The organism is uncultured Campylobacter sp. (genome assembly GCF_937997405.1).
In the GTDB taxonomy this organism is placed as follows: Bacteria; Campylobacterota; Campylobacteria; order Campylobacterales; family Campylobacteraceae; genus Campylobacter_B.
Genome location: NZ_CALKTL010000124.1, coordinates 1 through 19,523, shown reverse-complemented (window position 1 = coordinate 19,523; position 19,523 = coordinate 1). Strand labels below are relative to the sequence as shown.

The 19,523-nt window shown below is 45.8% G+C and carries 25 protein-coding genes, 1 tRNA gene, 1 pseudogene and 1 other annotated feature; of the genes and pseudogenes, 7 read left to right on the top strand and 20 right to left on the bottom strand.

Annotated elements, in window-relative coordinates:
• Positions 1-446: 446 nt before the first annotated feature.
• The 6 genes from Q0372_RS06675 (at position 447) to Q0372_RS06650 (ending at position 5,552) form a co-directional block, all read left to right on the top strand.
• The gene (locus Q0372_RS06675) at positions 447-776 is read left to right on the top strand and encodes a YbaB/EbfC family nucleoid-associated protein (RefSeq protein ID WP_298104065.1); all 330 of its coding nucleotides are present in this window, start codon (positions 447-449) and stop codon (positions 774-776) included.
• A 594-nt stretch (positions 777-1,370) separates the two neighbouring features.
• Positions 1,371-2,222 (top strand): polyprenyl synthetase family protein, encoded by an 852-nt coding sequence (locus Q0372_RS06670; protein ID WP_298104062.1) that lies wholly within the window; start codon positions 1,371-1,373, stop codon positions 2,220-2,222.
• A gap of 3 nt (positions 2,223-2,225) precedes the next feature.
• Entirely contained in the window at positions 2,226-4,154 is a 1,929-nt protein-coding gene (gene tkt / locus Q0372_RS06665; protein WP_298104059.1) for a transketolase, read from the top strand.
• Positions 4,155-4,181: 27 nt separating this feature from the next.
• Positions 4,182-4,592 carry a GyrI-like domain-containing protein gene (locus tag Q0372_RS06660; protein WP_298104071.1) on the top strand — a complete coding sequence of 137 codons (411 nt, stop codon included), beginning with the start codon at positions 4,182-4,184 and terminating at the stop codon, positions 4,590-4,592.
• 288 nt (positions 4,593-4,880) lie between these two features.
• Positions 4,881-4,968: transfer RNA gene (locus tag Q0372_RS06655), tRNA-Ser, on the top strand.
• A 35-nt stretch (positions 4,969-5,003) separates the two neighbouring features.
• The gene (locus Q0372_RS06650; protein ID WP_298104057.1) at positions 5,004-5,552 is read left to right on the top strand and encodes a GrpB family protein; all 549 of its coding nucleotides are present in this window, start codon (positions 5,004-5,006) and stop codon (positions 5,550-5,552) included.
• Positions 5,553-5,965: 413 nt separating this feature from the next.
• Here the strand turns inward: Q0372_RS06650 and Q0372_RS06645 are convergent, their stop codons facing one another.
• Both Q0372_RS06645 and Q0372_RS06640 read right to left on the bottom strand, forming a co-directional pair.
• Positions 5,966-7,051: a threonine synthase gene (locus tag Q0372_RS06645; protein WP_298104054.1), complete on the bottom strand. Its 1,086-nt coding sequence runs from the start codon at positions 7,049-7,051 to the stop codon at positions 5,966-5,968.
• Positions 7,052-7,059: 8 nt separating this feature from the next.
• A complete protein-coding gene (locus Q0372_RS06640; protein ID WP_298104050.1) occupies positions 7,060-7,446 on the bottom strand; it encodes a RidA family protein in 387 nt (128 codons plus the stop codon).
• Positions 7,447-7,588: 142 nt separating this feature from the next.
• On the opposite strand from Q0372_RS06640, the gene Q0372_RS06635 reads away from it, so the two are divergent.
• Entirely contained in the window at positions 7,589-8,305 is a 717-nt protein-coding gene (locus Q0372_RS06635; RefSeq protein ID WP_298104047.1) for a PAS domain-containing protein, read from the top strand.
• Positions 8,306-8,479: 174 nt separating this feature from the next.
• Here Q0372_RS06635 and Q0372_RS06630 read toward each other — a convergent pair whose 3' ends face one another.
• The 18 genes and pseudogenes from Q0372_RS06630 to Q0372_RS06545 all read right to left on the bottom strand — a co-directional run.
• Complete coding sequence (locus Q0372_RS06630; RefSeq protein WP_298104044.1) at positions 8,480-10,519, bottom strand: sulfatase-like hydrolase/transferase; 2,040 nt, start codon at positions 10,517-10,519, stop codon at positions 8,480-8,482.
• A gap of 648 nt (positions 10,520-11,167) precedes the next feature.
• Positions 11,168-11,926, bottom strand: a complete 759-nt coding sequence (map, locus tag Q0372_RS06625; RefSeq protein WP_298104042.1) for a type I methionyl aminopeptidase — start codon at positions 11,924-11,926, stop codon at positions 11,168-11,170.
• Between the two features lie 2 nt (positions 11,927-11,928).
• Positions 11,929-13,194, bottom strand: coding sequence for a preprotein translocase subunit SecY (secY, locus tag Q0372_RS06620; RefSeq protein WP_295150643.1), 1,266 nt, complete (start codon positions 13,192-13,194; stop codon positions 11,929-11,931).
• Positions 13,194-13,595, bottom strand: a complete 402-nt coding sequence (gene rplO, locus Q0372_RS06615; RefSeq protein WP_298104039.1) for a 50S ribosomal protein L15 — start codon at positions 13,593-13,595, stop codon at positions 13,194-13,196. Before rplO ends, secY begins: the two co-directional genes overlap by 1 nt.
• A gap of 12 nt (positions 13,596-13,607) precedes the next feature.
• A complete protein-coding gene (rpsE, locus tag Q0372_RS06610; RefSeq protein ID WP_005868986.1) occupies positions 13,608-14,051 on the bottom strand; it encodes a 30S ribosomal protein S5 in 444 nt (147 codons plus the stop codon).
• A gap of 15 nt (positions 14,052-14,066) precedes the next feature.
• Positions 14,067-14,423, bottom strand: a complete 357-nt coding sequence (gene rplR, locus Q0372_RS06605) for a 50S ribosomal protein L18 (protein ID WP_005868987.1) — start codon at positions 14,421-14,423, stop codon at positions 14,067-14,069.
• A gap of 10 nt (positions 14,424-14,433) precedes the next feature.
• On the bottom strand, positions 14,434-14,970 hold the full coding sequence (gene rplF, locus Q0372_RS06600) for a 50S ribosomal protein L6 (protein ID WP_298104036.1): 537 nt from the start codon (positions 14,968-14,970) through the stop codon (positions 14,434-14,436).
• A gap of 77 nt (positions 14,971-15,047) precedes the next feature.
• Positions 15,048-15,443: a 30S ribosomal protein S8 gene (gene rpsH / locus Q0372_RS06595; protein WP_005868989.1), complete on the bottom strand. Its 396-nt coding sequence runs from the start codon at positions 15,441-15,443 to the stop codon at positions 15,048-15,050.
• A 9-nt stretch (positions 15,444-15,452) separates the two neighbouring features.
• On the bottom strand, positions 15,453-15,638 hold the full coding sequence (locus tag Q0372_RS06590; RefSeq protein WP_005868990.1) for a type Z 30S ribosomal protein S14: 186 nt from the start codon (positions 15,636-15,638) through the stop codon (positions 15,453-15,455).
• Between the two features lies 1 nt (position 15,639).
• Positions 15,640-16,185, bottom strand: coding sequence for a 50S ribosomal protein L5 (gene rplE, locus Q0372_RS06585; protein WP_291938590.1), 546 nt, complete (start codon positions 16,183-16,185; stop codon positions 15,640-15,642).
• A gap of 2 nt (positions 16,186-16,187) precedes the next feature.
• The gene (rplX, locus tag Q0372_RS06580; RefSeq protein WP_005868992.1) at positions 16,188-16,421 is read right to left on the bottom strand and encodes a 50S ribosomal protein L24; all 234 of its coding nucleotides are present in this window, start codon (positions 16,419-16,421) and stop codon (positions 16,188-16,190) included.
• Complete coding sequence (gene rplN / locus Q0372_RS06575) at positions 16,421-16,789, bottom strand: 50S ribosomal protein L14 (RefSeq protein ID WP_005868993.1); 369 nt, start codon at positions 16,787-16,789, stop codon at positions 16,421-16,423. Before rplN ends, rplX begins: the two co-directional genes overlap by 1 nt.
• The gene (gene rpsQ, locus Q0372_RS06570; RefSeq protein ID WP_005868994.1) at positions 16,789-17,040 is read right to left on the bottom strand and encodes a 30S ribosomal protein S17; all 252 of its coding nucleotides are present in this window, start codon (positions 17,038-17,040) and stop codon (positions 16,789-16,791) included. The genes rplN and rpsQ overlap by 1 nt, the downstream gene beginning before the upstream one ends.
• 9 nt (positions 17,041-17,049) lie before the next feature.
• Positions 17,050-17,232 (bottom strand): 50S ribosomal protein L29, encoded by a 183-nt coding sequence (gene rpmC / locus Q0372_RS06565; RefSeq protein ID WP_005868995.1) that lies wholly within the window; start codon positions 17,230-17,232, stop codon positions 17,050-17,052.
• Positions 17,219-17,608 carry a 50S ribosomal protein L7/L12 gene (gene rplL, locus Q0372_RS06560; RefSeq protein WP_298104033.1) on the bottom strand — a complete coding sequence of 130 codons (390 nt, stop codon included), beginning with the start codon at positions 17,606-17,608 and terminating at the stop codon, positions 17,219-17,221. Before rplL ends, rpmC begins: the two co-directional genes overlap by 14 nt.
• A 68-nt stretch (positions 17,609-17,676) precedes the next feature.
• Positions 17,677-18,192, bottom strand: a complete 516-nt coding sequence (rplJ, locus tag Q0372_RS06555; RefSeq protein ID WP_298104028.1) for a 50S ribosomal protein L10 — start codon at positions 18,190-18,192, stop codon at positions 17,677-17,679.
• Between the two features lie 11 nt (positions 18,193-18,203).
• Positions 18,204-18,369: a sequence feature (ribosomal protein L10 leader region), on the bottom strand.
• A gap of 244 nt (positions 18,370-18,613) precedes the next feature.
• Positions 18,614-19,321 carry a 50S ribosomal protein L1 gene (gene rplA / locus Q0372_RS06550; protein ID WP_006805108.1) on the bottom strand — a complete coding sequence of 236 codons (708 nt, stop codon included), beginning with the start codon at positions 19,319-19,321 and terminating at the stop codon, positions 18,614-18,616.
• Positions 19,322-19,431: 110 nt separating this feature from the next.
• Positions 19,432-19,523 (bottom strand): annotated as a pseudogene (locus Q0372_RS06545) (50S ribosomal protein L11); the annotation flags it as partial.

The window sequence follows — 19,523 nt, the reverse complement described above, 5'->3', positions numbered from 1 at the left end:
ATCGCAACGACTTTCCGGATGGTCGGTTGCAATTTATCTAAAAAATCCGACGGACACGCATACGGCGAACCGAAACGCTCTAAAATATATGCGACTGCCCTGATTTCATCGTAGTTTTCATTTTTCGGATCAAACTCTGCTGCCGTGCTTTGCAGCAAGTCGAAATTTTTGCTTTCCCAAAATCTAGCAAACCAATCCGCCGCCTCGTCGTTTTCGTACGCCTTATAGCCCCAATCGCCCGTTTTGTTCCTTTTAAAATGAATTTTATCGCCGAGCTTTAACGGCGCCTCTTGTTTAAATTTTACCCGCCCAAGCTAAATTTTAAGCCGCTTTTTGGCTACGCGCGCCCGCTGCAAAATCAAATCTGAGAACAAAACTCGCGCGCCAAGTCAAACGCTAAATTTAGCTTAAATTTGCTAAAATAGCCAAAATTTAAAGGATTTTTGATGTTCGAAGGAATGGATTTTTCGAAAATGGGGCAGATGCTCGATCAGATGCAGGCCAAGGCTAAGCAGATCGAGGAGGAGAATGCGCGCAAGGAATTTACCGTAAAATCGGGCGCGGGCATGGTCGCCATCAGGCTAAACGGCGCGGGCGAGGTACTCGATCTAAGCATCGACGACAGCCTTTTTAGCGACAGGGAAAGCCTGCAGATCCTACTAATCTCGGCGATAAGCGACGCGATAAAACTCGTCGAAAATGAAAAGAAAGGCGCTGCAGCATCCATGCTAGGAGGGCTCGGCGGATTGGGTGATCTGCTTGGCAATAAGGGCTAAGCGTAGTTCAAAAATGGTGAAAATAGGCTTTTTAGAGAGGGCGACTACTTCCCGCCTGGCGAGCGGTTTGGATTTTACGGAGCGAGCGGCTTCTGTAGCGAACTAAATGAAGCCCTATTTTATAAGGCGACAAGTTAAATTTAGATTTTTGTGGCGGTGTAGCTTACATAAAGTGAAACTTGTTTGATTTGACGCTAGGTTATTAAATTTTAACCTTAGCAAATCAGTCAAATTTAACGGGCGGCACGAGGGTAAATTCTAAAATTTCGGCAGGCTGCTACGCTGCGGCGTAAAGTAAAATTTAGCCCGCACGGCTTAAATGCAAAGCAAGGCGAGCCGTTGTGCGGTATCCGCAAGTAAATGAGCGTAAGATGCGGCTCAAAAAAGCGGAGCATCCTTCGCCTCGCGCACTGCGTAAAGCTAGGGAAATTAAAATTTAAAATTTTAAGCGGTATGATTGCTTCTACGCGACGAACAAACGGCTCGCGACAGCAAAGTCTAAGCTGCGCGACGAAAAGGCATTCGAAGGGCGCGAATTTGCATTCGTTAAGGGTGCGCCCAAGCAGAGCAAATCAAAACCGCAAGGTAGGATCGATGGATATTTTCGAAAAATTTAAAGACTACTTGAAGCACAACGAGCTGAAGGCGCCGAGCTTTCATCCGTACTTTGAGGAGGCGCTCAATTACATGCTGCAAGCGGGCGGCAAGCACTTTCGCGCGCAGCTGCTACTAGGCGTCGTCTCGGCGGTGGATGAGCAGCGCTTTGAGGGCGCGCTGGCGATCGCGATGGCGCTTGAGATGATCCACACCTACTCGCTTATCCACGACGATCTGCCCGCGATGGACGATGCGGATCTGCGCCGTGGACGGCCGAGCCTGCATAAAAAATACGACGAGGTCACGGCGATTTTGGTGGGCGACGCACTAAATACAGACGCGTTTTTGATCGCCGCGAGCGCGAACCTAAGCGACGAAATCAAGATAAAATGCATTAAAACTCTAGCGCGAAACGCAGGCAGCAGCGGCATGGTGCTGGGTCAGGCGATCGATTGCCGTTTTGAAAACAGCCCGTTAAAGCAAAACGAACTTGAGTTTTTGCATCTACACAAAACGGGCGCACTCATCGCCGCAGCGTTTGAGCTAGGCGCCATAATCGGCGGGCTAAAGGACGAGCTCGCGCATGAGCTTTATAAGATCGGTCTGAAGCTAGGGCTTATATTTCAGATCGAGGATGACATCATCGACGCCACAGGCGACGAAGCAAGCGCAGGCAAGCCCGTAGGAGCGGACGGCGCGAAAAATTCCTTCGTAAATTTACTCGGACTTGCGGGCGCTAGAAGCTACAAGCAGCGTCTAATAGACGAGGTAAGCGGCGCGATGAGCGGCTATGATGCGAGCCTGCGCGATTTGGTTTTAAATTTGATAGAAAAATACCTGAAAGGATGAAAAATGTCGAGCGAGCAGCTAAGTAAAATTTCAAACACGATCAAATTTCTAAGCGCGGATATGATCCAAAGCGCCAACTCAGGCCATCCCGGCACGCCGATGGGGCTAAGCGACGTAATGAGCGTCTTTATGAGCAAGGTACGCCACAATCCCAAAAATCCCGCGTGGCTGAACCGCGACCGCGTCGTATTCTCGGGCGGGCACGCAAGCGCGCTCGTGTATAGCTACCTCTATCTTAGCGGATACGATTTGAGTATGGACGATCTCAAAAGTTTCAGGCGCCTGCACTCCAAAACCCCCGGCCACCCGGAGATCACCACCCCGGGCGTAGAGATCGCTACCGGACCGCTCGGGCAAGGCGTCGCAAACGCGGTCGGATTTGCGATGGCCGCGAAATACGCCGCGCATCTGCTAAACGAGGAAGGAAGCGAGATCATCGATCACCGCGTCTATTGCTTCTGCGGCGACGGCGATCTGCAGGAGGGCATCAGCTACGAGGCGTGCGCGCTTGCAGGCAGACACAACCTCGATAATCTTACGATAATTTATGATTCTAACGGCATCACGATCGACGGCAGCACCGATATCGCGTGGTTTGAGGATGTGAAGGTGAGATTTGAAGCGCAGGGCTTTGAGGTCGCGCGCATCGACGGGCATAATTTCGATCAGATAGAATTTGTCCTTGACGAGGTAAAAAACAAAACCAAACCCTACCTCATCATCGCAAACACCACGATCGGCAAGGGCGCGCTAGAGCTTGAGGGCACGGCCAAGACGCACGGCGCGCCGCTTGGAGAGGAGCTGCTTGCGCGCGCTAAGCAAAGCCTGGGCTTTGATCCCGCTCAAAGCTTCGTCGTAAGCGAGGACGTGCTTTTTGAAACGCGCACTGCAGTCGAGAAGGGCGATTTGGAAGAGCGGCTTTGGAAGGAGAAGCTCGCGAAGCTAAGCGATGAAAAAAGAGCGCTTCTAAACGAGCTTTTAAATCCCGATTTTAGTAAGATAGAATTTCCCGATTTTAGCGGGCTTAAGGTCGCCACGCGCGATAGCAACGGTAAAATTTTAAACGCCATCGCAAACGCGGTGCCCGGCTTTTTGGGCGGAAGCGCCGATTTGGCGGCGTCGAATAAGACCGAGCTAAAAGGCGGCGGCGACTTTCCGTGCGGCAAAAATTTACACTTCGGCATCCGCGAACACGCGATGGCGGCGATCGGTAACGCCTTTGCGAGATACGGGCTTTTTATCCCATTTAGCGCGACGTTTTTTATCTTCAGCGACTATCTCAAAACGGGCGCTAGACTTGCGGCGCTGATGGGTTTGCGCCACTATTTCGTCTTCACGCACGACAGCATCGGCGTGGGCGAGGATGGACCTACGCACGAGCCTATCGAGCAGCTTAGCACCTTCCGTGCAATGCCTGGCTTCTACACCTTCCGCCCCGCAGACGGCAACGAAAACGTAAAGTGCTGGCGTACGGCGCTTACTCTGAATGCCCCTGCGGCGTTCGTCTGCTCGCGTCAAGGGCTTGAGCCGCTACCTAAGGCGGTTTTGGGCGACGTGCAAAACGGCGCGTATCTGCTAAGGCAGAGCAAAGAGGCGCAAATCACGCTCATCGCAAGCGGCAGCGAGGTTTCGCTCTGCTTAAAAGCGGCGGCAATCCTGCAAGAGCAAGGCATCGGCGCAAACGTCGTAAGCGCGCCGTGCTTCGAGCTTTTGTGCGAGCAGGACGCTGACTATCTGGCGCAAATCCTGCAGGCGCAGACTAAAATTTTAGCCGTCGAAGCCGCAAGCGCGCTTGAGTGGTATAAATTTGCAGACGCGGTACACGGCATGCAAAGCTTTGGCGAAAGCGGCAACGCAAACGAGCTGTTTAAGCTTTTCGGCTTCACCGACGTCGCGATCGCAAAAGAAGCAAGGGAGCTTTTAGAGCAGTAGCGGAAAGGGTAAAATTTGAGCGAAAAAATCAAAATTTCGTATTTAGACAGATTTAAAATTTACGGATTAAAAGCCCGCACGAAAAACGCGGACGAACTAGGCGAGAGCGGCAAAATTCCCGCGCTGTGGGCGAAATTTATGAAAGAGTGTTATGACGGGCAGAGCGAGATTTACGGCGTCTATTACGATTACGAAGACGGCGTCGACGGGCTTTACGATATCTTTATCGGCACCAAAGCGCCCCGCGGCGGCGAAGCCTTGGAGATCAAAAGCGGCAAATACGCCGTTTTTAGATTCCCAAATGAGCCGCAAAACGTAGCAAAGTTTTGGAGCAAAATTTGGAGCTTTTTTGAGACCGATGAACTAAAAAGAGCGTTTGGAACGGATTTTGAGTTTTACGGCGGAGACGAGATCAAAATTTTCATCTCGGTTTTGTAGGGCGGCGCATAAAAATTTATAAACGGCGAGTGATTTTTCGCCGCCGCGACGATGAGCTTTTGCGTAAAATTTCATCCATAAAGCGGTAAAATTCCGTGCCCAAAACTACGCACGAAAGCAAATTTTTGCCCAAAGCGCGCCGCACTTTAAGCCGTGGATTTAAAACGAAATCTAAATTTGTGCCGTTAAATTTCAACCCCCGATCGCAAAATCAGGCGAAATTTCACGCGGAATTTCATTTTTAAATCTGTTATTAAGCCATTTTTGGCTTAAATTACATTTTCATTCGGGTAGATGTCCGAGCGGTCGAAGGAGCGCGCCTCGAAAGCGCGTAAGGCGTCAGCCTTCTAGGGTTCGAATCCCTATCTACCCGCCATTCATTCAAATTTCACCCAATACTTTGGAGTTAAGATGAGCAACAAACTCCTTTCGATGAGCCTACAGGAGCTGTGGCGGCTCTTTCCGATACGTCTCGCGCCGCACGATCCGCGCTGGGGCATTTGGTTTAGACAGGAGCGCGAAATTCTGCGCGGGCTGCTGCGAGATCATGGCGAGATCAAGATCCACCATATCGGCAGCACCGCGGTAAGCGGGATCTGGGCGAAGCCGATCGTAGATATTTTGATCGAGTGCTCGGATATAGCCGCCGCCAAACAGCGCCTGATAGACGCGAGCTATCTGCTAATGAGCGAAAGCGAGAGCCGCTGCAGCCTAAATAAGGGCTACACCGAAGCGGGATTTGCCGAGCGCGTTTTTCACGTGCATCTGCGAAATTTCGGCGATGCGGACGAAATATTTTTTAGAGATTTTTTGCGAGCGAATGCGGATATTGCCGAGCGGTATGAGGCGCTTAAATTAGAGCTTTGCAAGCGCTATGAGTTTGACCGCGACGCCTATACTGCGGCAAAAAGCGAATTTGTGCTTAAATTTACGCGCATCGCTAAAGAAAACTCGAAATAACCGCGCAAAAATTTAATCTCTACACAGAATCTCTCTCACCAAGAGCGATAAAAATGGCTAAATTTTATAAACGAAATGGGTAGATAGCGCCGCACATTGCAGATTAGTTTTTATAAAATTTTGATCGTGATTTAAATTTATATGGCAGCCGTCCAGCTATCGACAGATAAAATTTTACAAATCCAGCTAGCAGCAAAGTTGCTCATAAAAAATGCGCCCATATAACCGCATCGAACAAAACAGAGACTCGTCTTAGCGCCTCGATATAAGTTTAAATTTAAAAGCCTATGCGCCGTAAATTTTAAACATCCCGCTAAAACATCGGCTCATAAATCCGCTAAATTTAAAGCTACAAAATTTTAAAATTCCTCGACGCCAGCTAGTCGCGCAAATTCCGCGGCGAGCGCTTAAATTTAATGATCGCTCTTTAGCCCAGCGCCGCAAAGCGGGACGATGCTATCTCCTTGCAGATCATGGCTTTCTTTGTAGCGCAGATACGCAGCATAGGTAGCTGCGGTCGTGTGCTCGACGTAAAATCCGCCGCGCGCAAGCGCCGCTCTGGCAGGCAGTATGTCGCTCTCGCTCGCCAAGATCACCTCGCGCTCGCCAGCGTAGCTAGAGCCAAGAATTTCGCCTGCGCGCATCGGTCTTGCGATCGCGATGCCCTCCGCTAGCGTCGGCTGCGGCTCTATCTCGCGCGCCGCACCTTTGGCGTCAAAAAGCGGAGCGCAACGCTCGCCCTGAACGATGAAAATTTTCGGTAGCGCCTCGATAAGGCCGCCCTCATATAGCTCGCCTAGCGCCGCTTGAGCGCCCAGCAGCAGCGTGCCGTTGCCCACGGGGATGAAGATATTGCGCGGCACCCTGCCCAGCTGCTCGTAGATCTCATAAATGTAGCTCTTCGTGCCTTCGTAAAAGATCGGATTATAAACGTGATTGGCGTAATAGATCTGCTCCTGCGCGGCCTTTTTGCGGCACGCGTCCGCCGTCTCGTCGCGGCTACCGTCAAAGACCGTGACGTGCGCGCCGTGGCTTTTGATCATATCGATCTTTTTAGGCGACGTGGCTTTAGGGACATAAATTTCACACTCGATACCCGCGCGAGCGCAGTACGCCGCTACGGCGTTGCCTGCGTTGCCGCTGGAGTCTTGTAGCACCTTTTTCACGCCGATATTTTTGGCGTGCAGCACCAAAACTGCCGCGCCGCGATCTTTGAACGAAAGCGTAGGCATCGCGTAATCGAGCTTGAGATAGAGATTTTCGCCGAATTTCACGCTCGCCGTGAGCCCCTCGCCCATAGAGATTTCTTTAAATTTAGCCGTGTCGATGCCCATAAATCTTCGGTATCTAAAGATGCTAAACTCGCTTTGATCTACGAGCGCGGGGTTAAATTTAGGCGCGTCGGAGTTTAGCTTATACAGCCCGCCGCAGCCGCATTTATAGCGCAAAGTATCGATGGGCGCGTGCTTGCCGCAGCCCGTGCAGATGAAATCGCTCATTTTCGCTCCTATTTTTTCTCTTCGATTTTTGCGACAGCCTCGATCTCTACGAGGCAGCCGAAGTGTAGAGCCGTAGTCGGCACCACGACACGAGCGGGCTTGTGCGCGCCGAAAAACAGCGCGTACTGCTCGTCGATCACATCCCAGTTCTCGACGCCCGGCGTATAGACGCGGCACATCCGCACGTCGTTTTTATCCGCGCCCGCGGCGGCCAGCACTGCCGCGACGTTGCTTAGAGCCTGCGCGGTCTGCGCAGCAAGACCCTCTGGAGCGGCTCCCGTGCGCGGATCCACGCTTAGCTGCCCCGAGACGTAGAGCGTACCGTCGTCGTCTAAGATACCCGGCGCATAATGCGCCTTTTTCGGCGCGAAACCGCTTGGATAAATTTCTTTCATTTAAGCTCCTTTGCATATAAAATTTTATATAATTTTACTCTAAATTTATTAAAAATATATAAGTATTTCTATAAATTTGTAAAAATTTTAAAATTTAATTTAAATTTATAGATTTTTTTATATGGAATTTAAGGAACTCAAATTGAATCAGCTTTTGCAGACCTTTATACCGACCGCGCACCTTATTAAAAATACGATCGGCGATTGCGAGGTGGTCATCCACGATATAAGCACGCCGCAAAACTCCGTCGTTTTTGTCCTCGGCGACGTGACGGGCAGGAGGATCGGCCAAAGCTTCAATCATCTGATAAAGGACGTGTTGCTAAGCAAAAATTTTGAAAACGACTGCACCGCAAACTACTACTTCACCGCGCAAAACGGCAAGCTCATACGCTCCTCGACTTCTCTGATCCGCGCCGCAAACGGCAAAGTAGTAGGCGCGCTGTGCGTAAATATAGATACTTCAAGCGCCATGGCCGCATACAAAGCAATAAAAAATCTTCTGCCGAATGCAAAGCTCGATAGCAAGGAGTTGCAGGGCGCAAATTTTACCGACGGAGGCTGCGATAACGCGGCATTAGATGAAGCGAGCTTAAAGAACGGCGTAAATTTAGAAACACAAAGCTCTAACGATTTGCAGCAAAATATCCTTGATATCGTCCAAGACTTGATCGCATCGGCTACGCACGATCTGGATGTGGAGGGGATGAAGAAAGAGGATCGAAAGCGTATCGTAAAATTCCTCGCGCAAAAAGGAATTTTTGAGGTAAAAGGCGCGGTGGAGCTCGTCGCAAAGGCACTTAGGACTCAGAAAGTCACGATTTACTCGTATATGGATGAGGTAAAGAAGGAGAGCTAGCCGCGGTGCATAAATTTGATCTCAAATTTAACAAACGCTGCGCGCCTTGTTATCGGCGTAGCCATACGGAGTGGCGCAAATTCTAATCTGAATTTGATGAACCGATCAAAAAGGTGGGATGCGCCAATTTCTAGTTCATGCGGCCTGTAGTGCAATAAAAGCAAAACTCATCTGTTACTCGAACTCGTAGCCCTTCGTATTCTTTAATTTCTCGTCATAATCGACTCCGTTAGCAATTCGCTTGCGCGAAGCATTGAAATCCGCTCGTATCGGGCTTTTGCGCTCGTCAAACTCAAGTGGCGCGACACCGATGATATCTGCTAGCAGATGTGCCAAATCATCGCTCATAAAAGGTTTATCTTTTGCCGCAGCTAGCCTCTGCCATAGCTTAGCGTGATCGCTCAAAAACTCGCGCGAAGCTATGAAAATCAGCGGAATTTCGTAAGTAAAGCGGCTCTCCATGCCGTGCCCGAGGCGCCCGTTTTCGTATAAATTTTCGCCGTGATCGCTAAGATAGACGATGAGGCTGTCATCACCCGAAAAAATTTTAAAAATTTCATTTATAACAAAATCGTTGTAAAGCACGCTGTTGTCGTAATACGCGACGACATCTTTCTGCTTGGAAGTAAGTTTTGCCTTTACGTCCGCCGCGCTAAACTTGCCAAATCCCTCGGGATAGCGCAGGCTGTAATCCATATGGCTGCCGATGAGATGGATCACGTAGAAATTTCGCTCGCTCTGCCCCGCTTTCGCCTGATTTATGAGCGGAAGCAGCACTCCGTCAGGCTTGATGCGGACGGTTTCATAAAGATTGCTTTTTGAGAGAAAGGTTTCTCCGTCCGCGCGATCGGCAGCGCTTTTAGCACTTAACGCATGTGCACCGAAGGCTTCTTGATTGCTGATCCAAAAGGTGCGGTAGCCACTTAGCTTAAACATATCAATGATGCTAAGGTTGCGAAACCACGCCCTTTTGCGCTCGCTTTCGTAATCGCTGAAATTTAAAAGCCGCATCAGCACCTGATTAGTCGTGCCGTAAGGCGAGATTGTATCGCCAAATTTTATCAAATTACCGCTTGCTTCGAGTTTCTCTAAAAGCGGCGTATTTTTAACGCCGTAGCCGTAGAGCGACATATGCCCGCGCTGCAAGCTCTCACCGATTATTAGGATGATATTTTTGACGCGAGACTTTTGAGAGGCGGGGCTTGTAGTAGCGTCAGTGGTTTTGGAATTTGAAATCGCGCCGGGGCTTTGCGGCGTAGAATTTAAAGTCTCGCCCCAGCTTTGCGGCTCAGCGCCCGTGGCGGGCGTAGAATTTAAATTTACGCCGGAATTTTGCGCCTGGACGCTTGATGCAGGCTTAGAATTTTCAGACGCGGAGCCCAAAGCAGAGCTTTGCGGATCCGAATTTGTGCTGCCTTTTAAAACGCTTTCGTTCGCGCGCTTGGCCTCATCGTATCCGAGCTGCACTTCACGCATATCGGTGATGAAATTTTTATCGCTCAGATAGTCTTTTATCGTAAAGGCAAACTCCAGCGGGACGTATTGCGATAGCTTGTTTATATAGCCCTGCTTGCCCTGGGAAGCTTTGATGGCGATATCCGCGCAAAAGATTGCCCCGTAGATAAGATAAAGCGCCGCTAACAGCAATCTTAGACCGCTATGCGTTTGTTCCCTCTTTCTCCGCTCTGCTCTTAGCGCTACAAAGATGCAGCCAAGCAGCACCGCTAGATACAAAATCGTCGCAGGGTTAAGAAACTGCGAAACAAACTCGCGCGTCTCTGCTGCATCGGTATGCACAAGCGCGTCGATCGCCACGACGTTGAAGCTTGAGTCGAAATTTACGATCAAAAATAAAGCCACGCTCGCAATTAGCGCAATTAGCGCCAGTAACACGAACGAAACGAGCTTAAAAAATCGCCCGCTAAGCAAATAGCAGAGGTGAAAGATAAGTAAATTTATGATGAGCACCGCAGAAAAGCCTTTAAATACATGCGAAAAATGATACCCATTGATCTGATAATGTATCTTAGCCCAGCATGCGAGCAGACATAGCGCCGTGCTAAGCCAAAACACCCTCCATACGGGACGCTCGCGCAGCGCAGCAAAAAAACCGCGGTCGATTTTCATAAGCAAGCGCGCTATAAGCCTACCCGCTTTCGTCCGCGCCATAAGTCCGCCTATATTTGCTAGCGCTACATAAAATTTTTCTCTCATTTTATTATTTCCTGCCTTGTACGAAGAGACGCGACGACGCCCACTCTGCGTAGCGCGACACATTTTCGCTTTAAAATCAAGGCGCAATATTAGCCGCTTAAAGCTTTGAGCTTGCTTACTTGCGCGCCTTTACATTTCAAATTTTACGGCTAAATTTTAAAGATACGGGCGGGGGTTAGAATTGGACGGCGGAATTTTGAGGCGAAATTCTATGTAAAGCGGATTTATGAGTGAGGTTATGAGACAGAAGCTCCGGGATAAAATTATTAAAACGTAATTTCAAAAAATTTAGCTAATTGAAATTTCGAAGCAATATTGCCGCGGTCAAAACGCTCGGGCAAAAATTTTAATAAGATGCGCGGCAAATGGCGCGTTTTACAATGCTTGCATACCTCATAAAGCCGGCTACGAGGCTAGAGCAGATGAAGCGACTACGACGCGATATTTTTTAAAATTTTGCGGCTAGACCGCAAACCGTCGCGATAAGCTTTGAAAGGTCTTCGGACAAAAATTTATGCATGAAGCGGCTGAGGTAAAATTCAAAGACGCGAGCGATGTAAAATTATCAAAGACCGATCGCAGGCAAAATTTCGCACCGGCAAAGCGAAAAAATTTTAACTAAGCTGAGCCAGCTTTTGCGCGGAAATTCTAAGCGAGGCTTAGGACTTCTACCTTACCGTCGAAAACCGCCATGCAGTGCTCATAGTGGCTAGTGCGGAGCCCATCCTTGCTTCTCGTGCTCCATTTATCCTCGGCGATGACCGGCGTGCCGTCCTTTTGGCAGATCATCGGCTCGATGCAAAAAACCATGCCGTTTTTGATTTTGGGGCCCGATTTTGGATTGTTGCCCTCTAGATAGTTTGGGATCTCAGGCTCTTCGTGCGGGTGCTTGCCGATGCCGTGACCGCAGAAGCCATACAGCGGCACGAAGCCGCGTGCACGGATAAATTTCTCGATCTCGAAGCTTAGCTCTTTGAAGTGCATCCCTACCCTGATCGTTTTGATGGCAAACTCCAGCGTATCCTTACTGCATGCGATGAGATCTTCGTCGGCTTTTGAAATTTTACCGACGGGCAGGGTGCGTGCGCTGTCGCCGAAATATCCGTTTAGCTTCGAGCCTAGATCGACGCCTAAGATATCGCCCTCTTGCAAGATCGTTTCGTCTGGGATGCCGTGGATGATGACTTCGTTTAGCGAGAGGCAAGCGGCGTTTGGAAAGCCGTATAGCCCCTTAAAAGCGGGATATGCGCCTTTGGAGGTGATGAAATCGTCGATCTTTTTATCGACTTCGAGCAGGCTAAGACCCGGCTTTATGAAAGAAGCTGCGTAATCAAGGGCCTGCGCGACGATCCTATTCGCTGCACGCAGCCCTTCTAAATCTTTTTTTGTTTTAAGCAAAATTGCCATTTTTATAGCCCGACCGCGCTTAGGGTCTGATATTTGTTCATATAGATCTGCGCTTCAATGCGCCTCATCGTATCAAGAGCGACGGAGACGACGATCAGCACGCTGGTACCGCCGAAATAAAACGGCACGCCCATAAATTTAACGAGCAGCCACGGAATGACGGTTACTAGCCCGAGATAGATCGAACCCCAAAACGTAAGACGGCTGGCGACTTCGTTTAAAAAGCTCGCCGTTCCCTCGCCCGGACGAATACCCGGGATAAATCCGCCCTGCTTCTTTAAATTTTCACTAATGTCCTTGGAATTAAAAGCGATTGACGCATAAAAATACGCAAAAAATATAACCAACACAAAGGTCAAAAAGTTAAAGAAGTAATTGCTAGGGCTTAGGAAATCGTGGATCTTTTGGATGATCGGATTGGTGCTTGCCTGTAAAATTGTAGTCGGAAACATCAAAATCGCGCTTGCAAAAATAGGCGGAATGACGCCGCTTAAATTTAGCTTGATCGGCACGTAATTCATAATGCGCTTGTTTTGATTCGCCATCAATACCTTGCGCGAAAACGATACCGGAATTCTGCGTTCACCTAGCTCCACATATAAAATCGCTCCGATAGTAGCCAGGATAATTAGCACGATCGCGATTAGCTTTAAAACGTTCATTTCGCCGGTATTTACTAAATTTACAGTACTTCCGATCGCTCTAGGTATGGCGCTTACGATACCTGCAAAGATAATAAGGCTGGTGCCGTTACCGACGCCGCGTTGCGTAATCTGCTCTCCGATCCACATCAAAAGCATGGTGCCTGCCAGCATCGAAATGCACGAGATGAAAACAAATTCGTTGGTATTTTCAGCCATTATCGCAGGCGCTCCGGTCTGTCCGTGAATGCCCTGCAAGCCGATGCTAACGCCGATGGATTGAACCATAGCGATTGCGATTGTAGCATATCGGATGATCTGCATATATTTCTGCATACCGTCGCGCTCTTTTTTGAGTTTGCCTAAATTTGGAAAGGTTGCGGCAAGCAGCTCCATAATGATCGAAGCGGTAATATAAGGCATAATGCCTAGCGAGATAACGCTGAATCGCTCCGCCGCGTTACCGCTAAACATATTAAACATTCCAAAAGCGTTGTTGCTATTGTTTTGAAAAAATTGCTTTATAACCTCAACGTCCACTCCCGGAACCGGCACGTAAGCTAGCAACCTATAGGCAAAAAGAAAGCCCAAAGTAATGAGAATTTTGTTGCGTAGCGATTTATTCATTATTTTTGTCCGCTAGACTTTACGTTCTCGTCTTTGATCTTGCTAATGAGCGCTTTTGCGCCTACGCCGATCAGCTTGATCTTTTTAACGGAATTTGAAATTTTATGAACGGATTTGATGCTTTCGATCGTGATCTCGCTAAGATCTTTGATAGCTTCGATTTTATCGACATTGATCACGTAAGGCTTTTCAAATTTAGAAGTAAAACCTACCTTCGGAAGCCTTCGCTGAATCGGCTGCTGGCCGCCCTCGAAGCCTCTTTTTTCATGAGAGCCGGTACGCGCGGTCTGACCCTTACCGCCGCGACCCGCAGTTTTACCCAGGCCACTTCCTTGACCGCGACCCAAGCGCTTAGTAGCGTGAGTCGAGCCTGGGGCTTTTTTAAGATTTTCTAATCCCATCTTTTATCCTTGTTAGTGTTTTAACATACTAAGAGCTTTCATCGTAGCTCTTACGACGTTTGAGGAGTTGTTCGAACCTAGCGATTTGGTGAGGATATCTTTAACACCTGCAAGCTCTAAAACTGGGCGGACTGAACCGCCTGCGATAACGCCAGTACCTTCGCTCGCCGGCTTAAGTAAAATTTTGCTCGCATTGTATTTAACTTCAATATCGTGAGTGATAGTAGAGCCGTTTAAATTTACCTTGATGATATTTTTAAACGCATCGTCTACCGCCTTTTTAATCGCATCGGGAACCTCTTTGGATTTGCCGAAGCCAAAGCCTACCAAGCCGTTTCTATTGCCTACTACGATAAGAGCCGTAAACCTAAACCTTCTACCGCCTTTAACGACCTTCGTAACCCTACCGATATTGACGATTACCTCTTCGAATTCTTCTCTATTATACTTTTCCACAATCATTCCTTTGGGTTATAGTTTGATGCCGTTTTGGCGTAACGACTCGGCAAAGCTTGCGATTACGCCGTGATACAAATAGCCATTACGATCGAAAATCGCTTCAGAAATGCCTTTATCTTTTAGCTTGGAGGCTAAATCTTTAGCTAAGCTAGCCGCGCCCTCTTTGTTTGCCTTTAAATTTAAAACCTTACCGCTGCTAGCGCACAAAGTCGCGCTCGCCGCGTCGTCGATAGCCTGAGCGTAGACCGTCCTATTGGATTTGAAAATAGAAATTCTAGGGCAAGATGCGACGCCTGAAATTTTAGCGCGAATCCTTCTTTTTCTCTTGATTCGTAAAGAGATCTTTCTTTTTAATACGTTCTGTGTCATTTCTCAACCCTTATTTCTTAGCTGTTTTTCCGGCTTTGCGGATAATGCGCTCTTCAAGATACTTAATACCCTTGCCTTTATATGGCTCAGGCGGTCTGAATCCTCTGATCTCGGCTGCCACTTGACCTACTTGCTGCTTGTCGTCGCCTTTGATAGTTACGACGTTTTTATCTACGGAAATTTCAATCCCCTTTGGAGATTCAAAATTTATCGGATGCGAAAAGCCCAAATTTAGCTCAAGCATCTTGCCCTTCATCGCGGCTCTATAGCCGACACCGTTGATTTCGAGCTGTTTTGAAAAGCCCTCGGTAAGACCAAGGACGATATTGTTGGCTAAAGCGCGGTATGTTCCCCAATACGCTCTGCTCTGTCTGTCCTCACCCTTAGGCGAGAATTCTATCTTTCCGTCTTCGATTTTTACATCGACATGACCTTTTAAATCAAGCTCTTTTTCGTTATTCGATTTTTTAAATTTTAACGACGAGCCGTCGATTTTGACCTCAACTCCACTCGGGATAGAGATCGGTTTTTTACCAATTCTTGACATAATTTTCCTTTTTATTTGTCTAGGGTATGTCTACTTTTACGAATGGATACCACAATGCCATAAAAAGTAGAAACTTCTTACCAGATCGTGCAAAGCACTTCGCCGCCGACGCCCGCTTTGTGCGCGTCGATACCGCTCATAACACCTTTGCTTGTGCTAACGACGACGGTTCCGTAGCCGTTTTTGAAGCGCTTGATCTCGTCTTTGCCTTGATATACGCGGCGACCCGGAGTCGAAATTCTTTTAACTTCGTTTATCACGCTCCTGCCCTTTTCATCGTATTTAAGCACTACGTTGATGATCTTTTTATTGTTTTCCTCTACTACGTTGTAGCTCTCGATATAGCCCTTCTCGGCTAAAATTTTAAGCATAGCCTCAACGACGTTTGAGTGAAAAAGCTTAGTCGTATCTAGCCTTCGCATCGCAGCATTTCTGATGCGAGTTAGTCCATCTGAAATAAGATCGTTAATCATCTCTTCTCCTTACCAGCTTGCTTTTTTTAGACCCGGGATCAAGCCCTCATTTGCCATCTTGCGAAGGCAAACGCGACAAATTCCAAAATCCTTATAAACGGAGTGCGGACGACCGCAAATTTGACATCTGGTATATGCGCGAGTGCTAAATTTAGCGGGGCGTTTCGCCTTGGCTACCATTGATTTTTTTGCCATATCATTTTCCTTTTGCAAAAGGCATGCCGAATAGCTCTAGCAATTTAAATGCCTCTTTATCGTTATTTGTAGTCGTTACAACGGTTATATTCATACCGTGAGTTCTTAAAATTTGATCGTATTCGACCTCAGGGAACATCAGCTGCTCTTGCAAACCGAAGTTGTAATTGCCGCGTCCATCAAAGCCCGTTCTAGGTAGTCCTCGGAAATCCTTAACTCTAGGAAGCGCGATAGAGATCAGTTTGTCTAGGAAGGCAAACATCTGCTCCTTTCGTAACGTAACCATTATGCCTACCGGGAAACCTTCGCGCACTTTAAAGCCTGCAACCGATTTTTTTGCATTGACGATCAGCGCTTTTTGACCTGCGATCAGCGAGATAGTATCTGCCATATTTTGAAGCACTTTTTGATCTTTGCTCGATTCGCCCGTTCCTACGCTGATAACGATCTTTTCAAGCGCCGGGATAAGCATAGGATTTTTTATATCAAATTCTTTCTGCAAAGCAGCTCTGATGGAATTAGCGTATTTATCTTTTAGTCTGCTCATAATCAACCCTCTACCAACGCAACGTTTGAAATATCCATAGGCATCTCTTTGCTCGTAAAGCCGCCTTGTGGATTTTGCTCGGTTGGTTTGATAGCCTTTTTAGCCATTTTACAACCCTCGACGATAACTTGAGCTTTTTTAGGAAACACTGCCTTGACAGTGCCTGTTTTACCCTTATCGTCACCTGCGATGATCTTTACTTGATCGCCTTTTTTAATCTTAAATTTTACTGCCATTATAAAACCTCCGGAGCCAGCGAAACGATCTTCATAAAACCGCCGTATCTGACCTCTCTACCGATAGGACCGAAAATACGAGTGCCGATCGGCTCTTTTTTTGAATCCAAAATAACGGCTGCGTTCTCATCGAATCTAATTAGCGAGCCGTTGCCTCTGTGCAACTCTTTAGTCGTACGAACGACTACGGCTTTTACTACTTGACCGCGCTTAATCTTGCCGTTAGGGAGCGCTTTTTTTACAGAGCAAACGATAATATCGCCGATTGTGGCGTATCTTCTTTTGCTGCCGCCCAAAACTTTAATACACATAAGTTCTTTTGCGCCGCTATTATCAGCTACCGCAAGTCTGGTAAAACTCTGTATCATTATTCAACTCCTGTTTTCAAAACCGCTTTTAAGCGAAACGATTTTCTAGCGCTTAACGGTCTGCACTCGATCGCAGATATGGTATCACCGATCTTTACGACGTTGTTTTCATCGTGGATCAGATATTTTTTAAATCTTTTTACGATCTTTCTATATCTAGGGTGCATAACCCTTCGCTCTACCAAAACGGTAGCTGTTTTATCGCCCGCCTTCTTTACGACTACGCCTTGAATTTCTCTTTTAAATGCCATAACCTATCCTTATTTCGCTTTAATAGCGGTGTTGATTCTAGCGATATCTTTTTTGATAGCGCGAATCTCGTTAGGATTGCTTAGCTGCATAGTCTTTAGCTTTTGTCTAGCCGTAAATAAAAGCAACTTACTTTGTTTCAACATAGAATTTAGCTCAGCTAAATCTTTATCTTTCAAATCAGTATATTTCATTTTCGCTTTCCCTACTTACGATTTTCGTTTTAAAAGGTAGTTTATGAATCGAAAGCATAAGCGCCTCTTTAGCAACTCCTTCTTTAATTGCTTTTCCGCCAGCTTCAACTAATTCTTTAGCTTCTTTAAGTCCTAATCCAGTAATTCCTCTTACTTCTTTAATTACTGCTAATTTAGCTCCTCCTGCAGATACTAAGATTACATCAAATTCAGATTTTTCTTCAGCTGCTGCACCTCCTGCTGCTGCACCTCCTGCAACTGCTACTGGTTGAGCTGATACTCCAAATGTTTCTTCAATAGCTTCAACTACTTCTTTTAATTCTAATACAGACATAGCTTTTAAATCTTCTATAAATTGTTCTTTATTAAATGCCATTATTTTATTTCCTCCTAATTTTTTCTTGATTTTATTTTATTATTTAAGTTTATTTATAATTTTAAAAATTACTCTGCTACTACTGCTGGTTCTCCAGTTCCTTTTTGTTCTGCGACATTTGTTAATGCAACAGCCAACATTCTAACTGGCGACAGCAATCCGTAAGCAATTTGACCAAGTAATTCGTCTCTTGATGGTAATTTAGCCAATGCTTCCACAGTTGATACATCAACTCTTTCAGATTCTAGCAATCCACCTTTGATTGTTAATTTATCTTTTAATTTTTTCCCAAAATCAAAGATTAATTTAGATGGTGCAACTCCATCCTCATATCCTAATGCAAATGATGTAGTACCTTCTAACAGATCATCAACATTTGTATCAAATCCTGCTTCTTTCAACGCTATTTTAAACAATCTGTTTTTAGCAACAAAGTACTCTACTCCAGATTCTCTAGCCGTTTTACGAAGTTCAGTATCTTCATTAACGCTGATCCCTTTATAATCAACAAATACTACTGCTTTAGCTTCTTTTAATTTTTCAACTAAACCTTTTACCGCTTCTAATTTTGCTTGTGCTGGCAATTTGTTTCACCTCCTTATAATAAAAACCTCTGAAACAAAAACAATAAGCCCAGAGGTATCATACTATAAAAATATCTATTATTTAATTTTAATATCTATTTATAATAATACTTACCTCGGTAGGGTTTAAAGAACTTTCATTCTACCTACTGTCTTTGGTTATATTATATATGATTTATATCGTTATAAATCAATATATAATATTATACTACAATTTCAACAAAATTGCAAGTGTTTTTCATTTTTTTATTAATCTCACAACTATGTTTTTAATCAAGCTAAAATATTTAAAATATTATATTTAAGCTTTGAATTAGTTCGTCTTCTATTAATTTGTTGAGAAAAGAACATTTAAATTACAGTATAAATTACCGAATAGAAAAATCTACCCGGTAATAAAAATTATTATTAAGATTATTTACTATTTAGCTACAAATGCTCCAGCTAATAATGGATCTATTTTAATTCCAGGCCCCATAGTTAATGAGATTGCAACTGTTCTTAAATATTGCCCTTTTGAAGCAGCTGGTTTTAATTTGATAATTTGATCTAATGCAACTTTAAAGTTTTCTACGATAGCTTCTTTTGTAAAGTCAACTTTTCCGATTGGCAAGTGAATCGATCCTAATTTATCAACTTTAAACGCAACTTTTCCTTTTTTAAATTCTTGAACTGTTTGTTCAACATTTGTTGTAACTGTTCCTGATTTAGGGTTAGGCATTAATCCTTTTGTTCCTAAGATTCTTCCTAATCTTCCTAATTTAGGCATCATATCAGGTGTAGCGATTACTAAATCAAAATCTAGCCATCCATTTTGAATTTTGTTAATATATTCGTCATCTCCAGCAAAATCCGCTCCTGCAGCTAATGCTTTGTCAATGTTTTCTCCACTTGTGATAACTAAGATTCTTACAGTTTTACCTGTACCGTTTGGTAATGAAACTGTACCCCTTACTTGCTGGTCAGCATGTCTTGGATCTACTCCCAATCTTATTGCTAATTCCACTGTTTCCACAAACTTAGCGCTTTTCGTGTCGAAAATTAATTCCAACGCTTCTTCTGGTGTGTAAACTTTCATTTTATCTACTTTTTGAGAAATGTCATTATATCTTTTTCCTCTTTTTGCCATTTATTATTTCCTCCTCTGTGGTAATTGAATTTACTAAATCTCCCACTTATTCTAAATCATTTAAATTTTATTTTTCATTTATTCAATCTTTAAAACTTGAATAATTTTTATTATTCAGAAATTTTAATTCCCATACTTCTTGCAGTTCCTGCAATAATGTTCATAGCTGCTTCAACACTTCCAGCATTTAAGTCTGGCATTT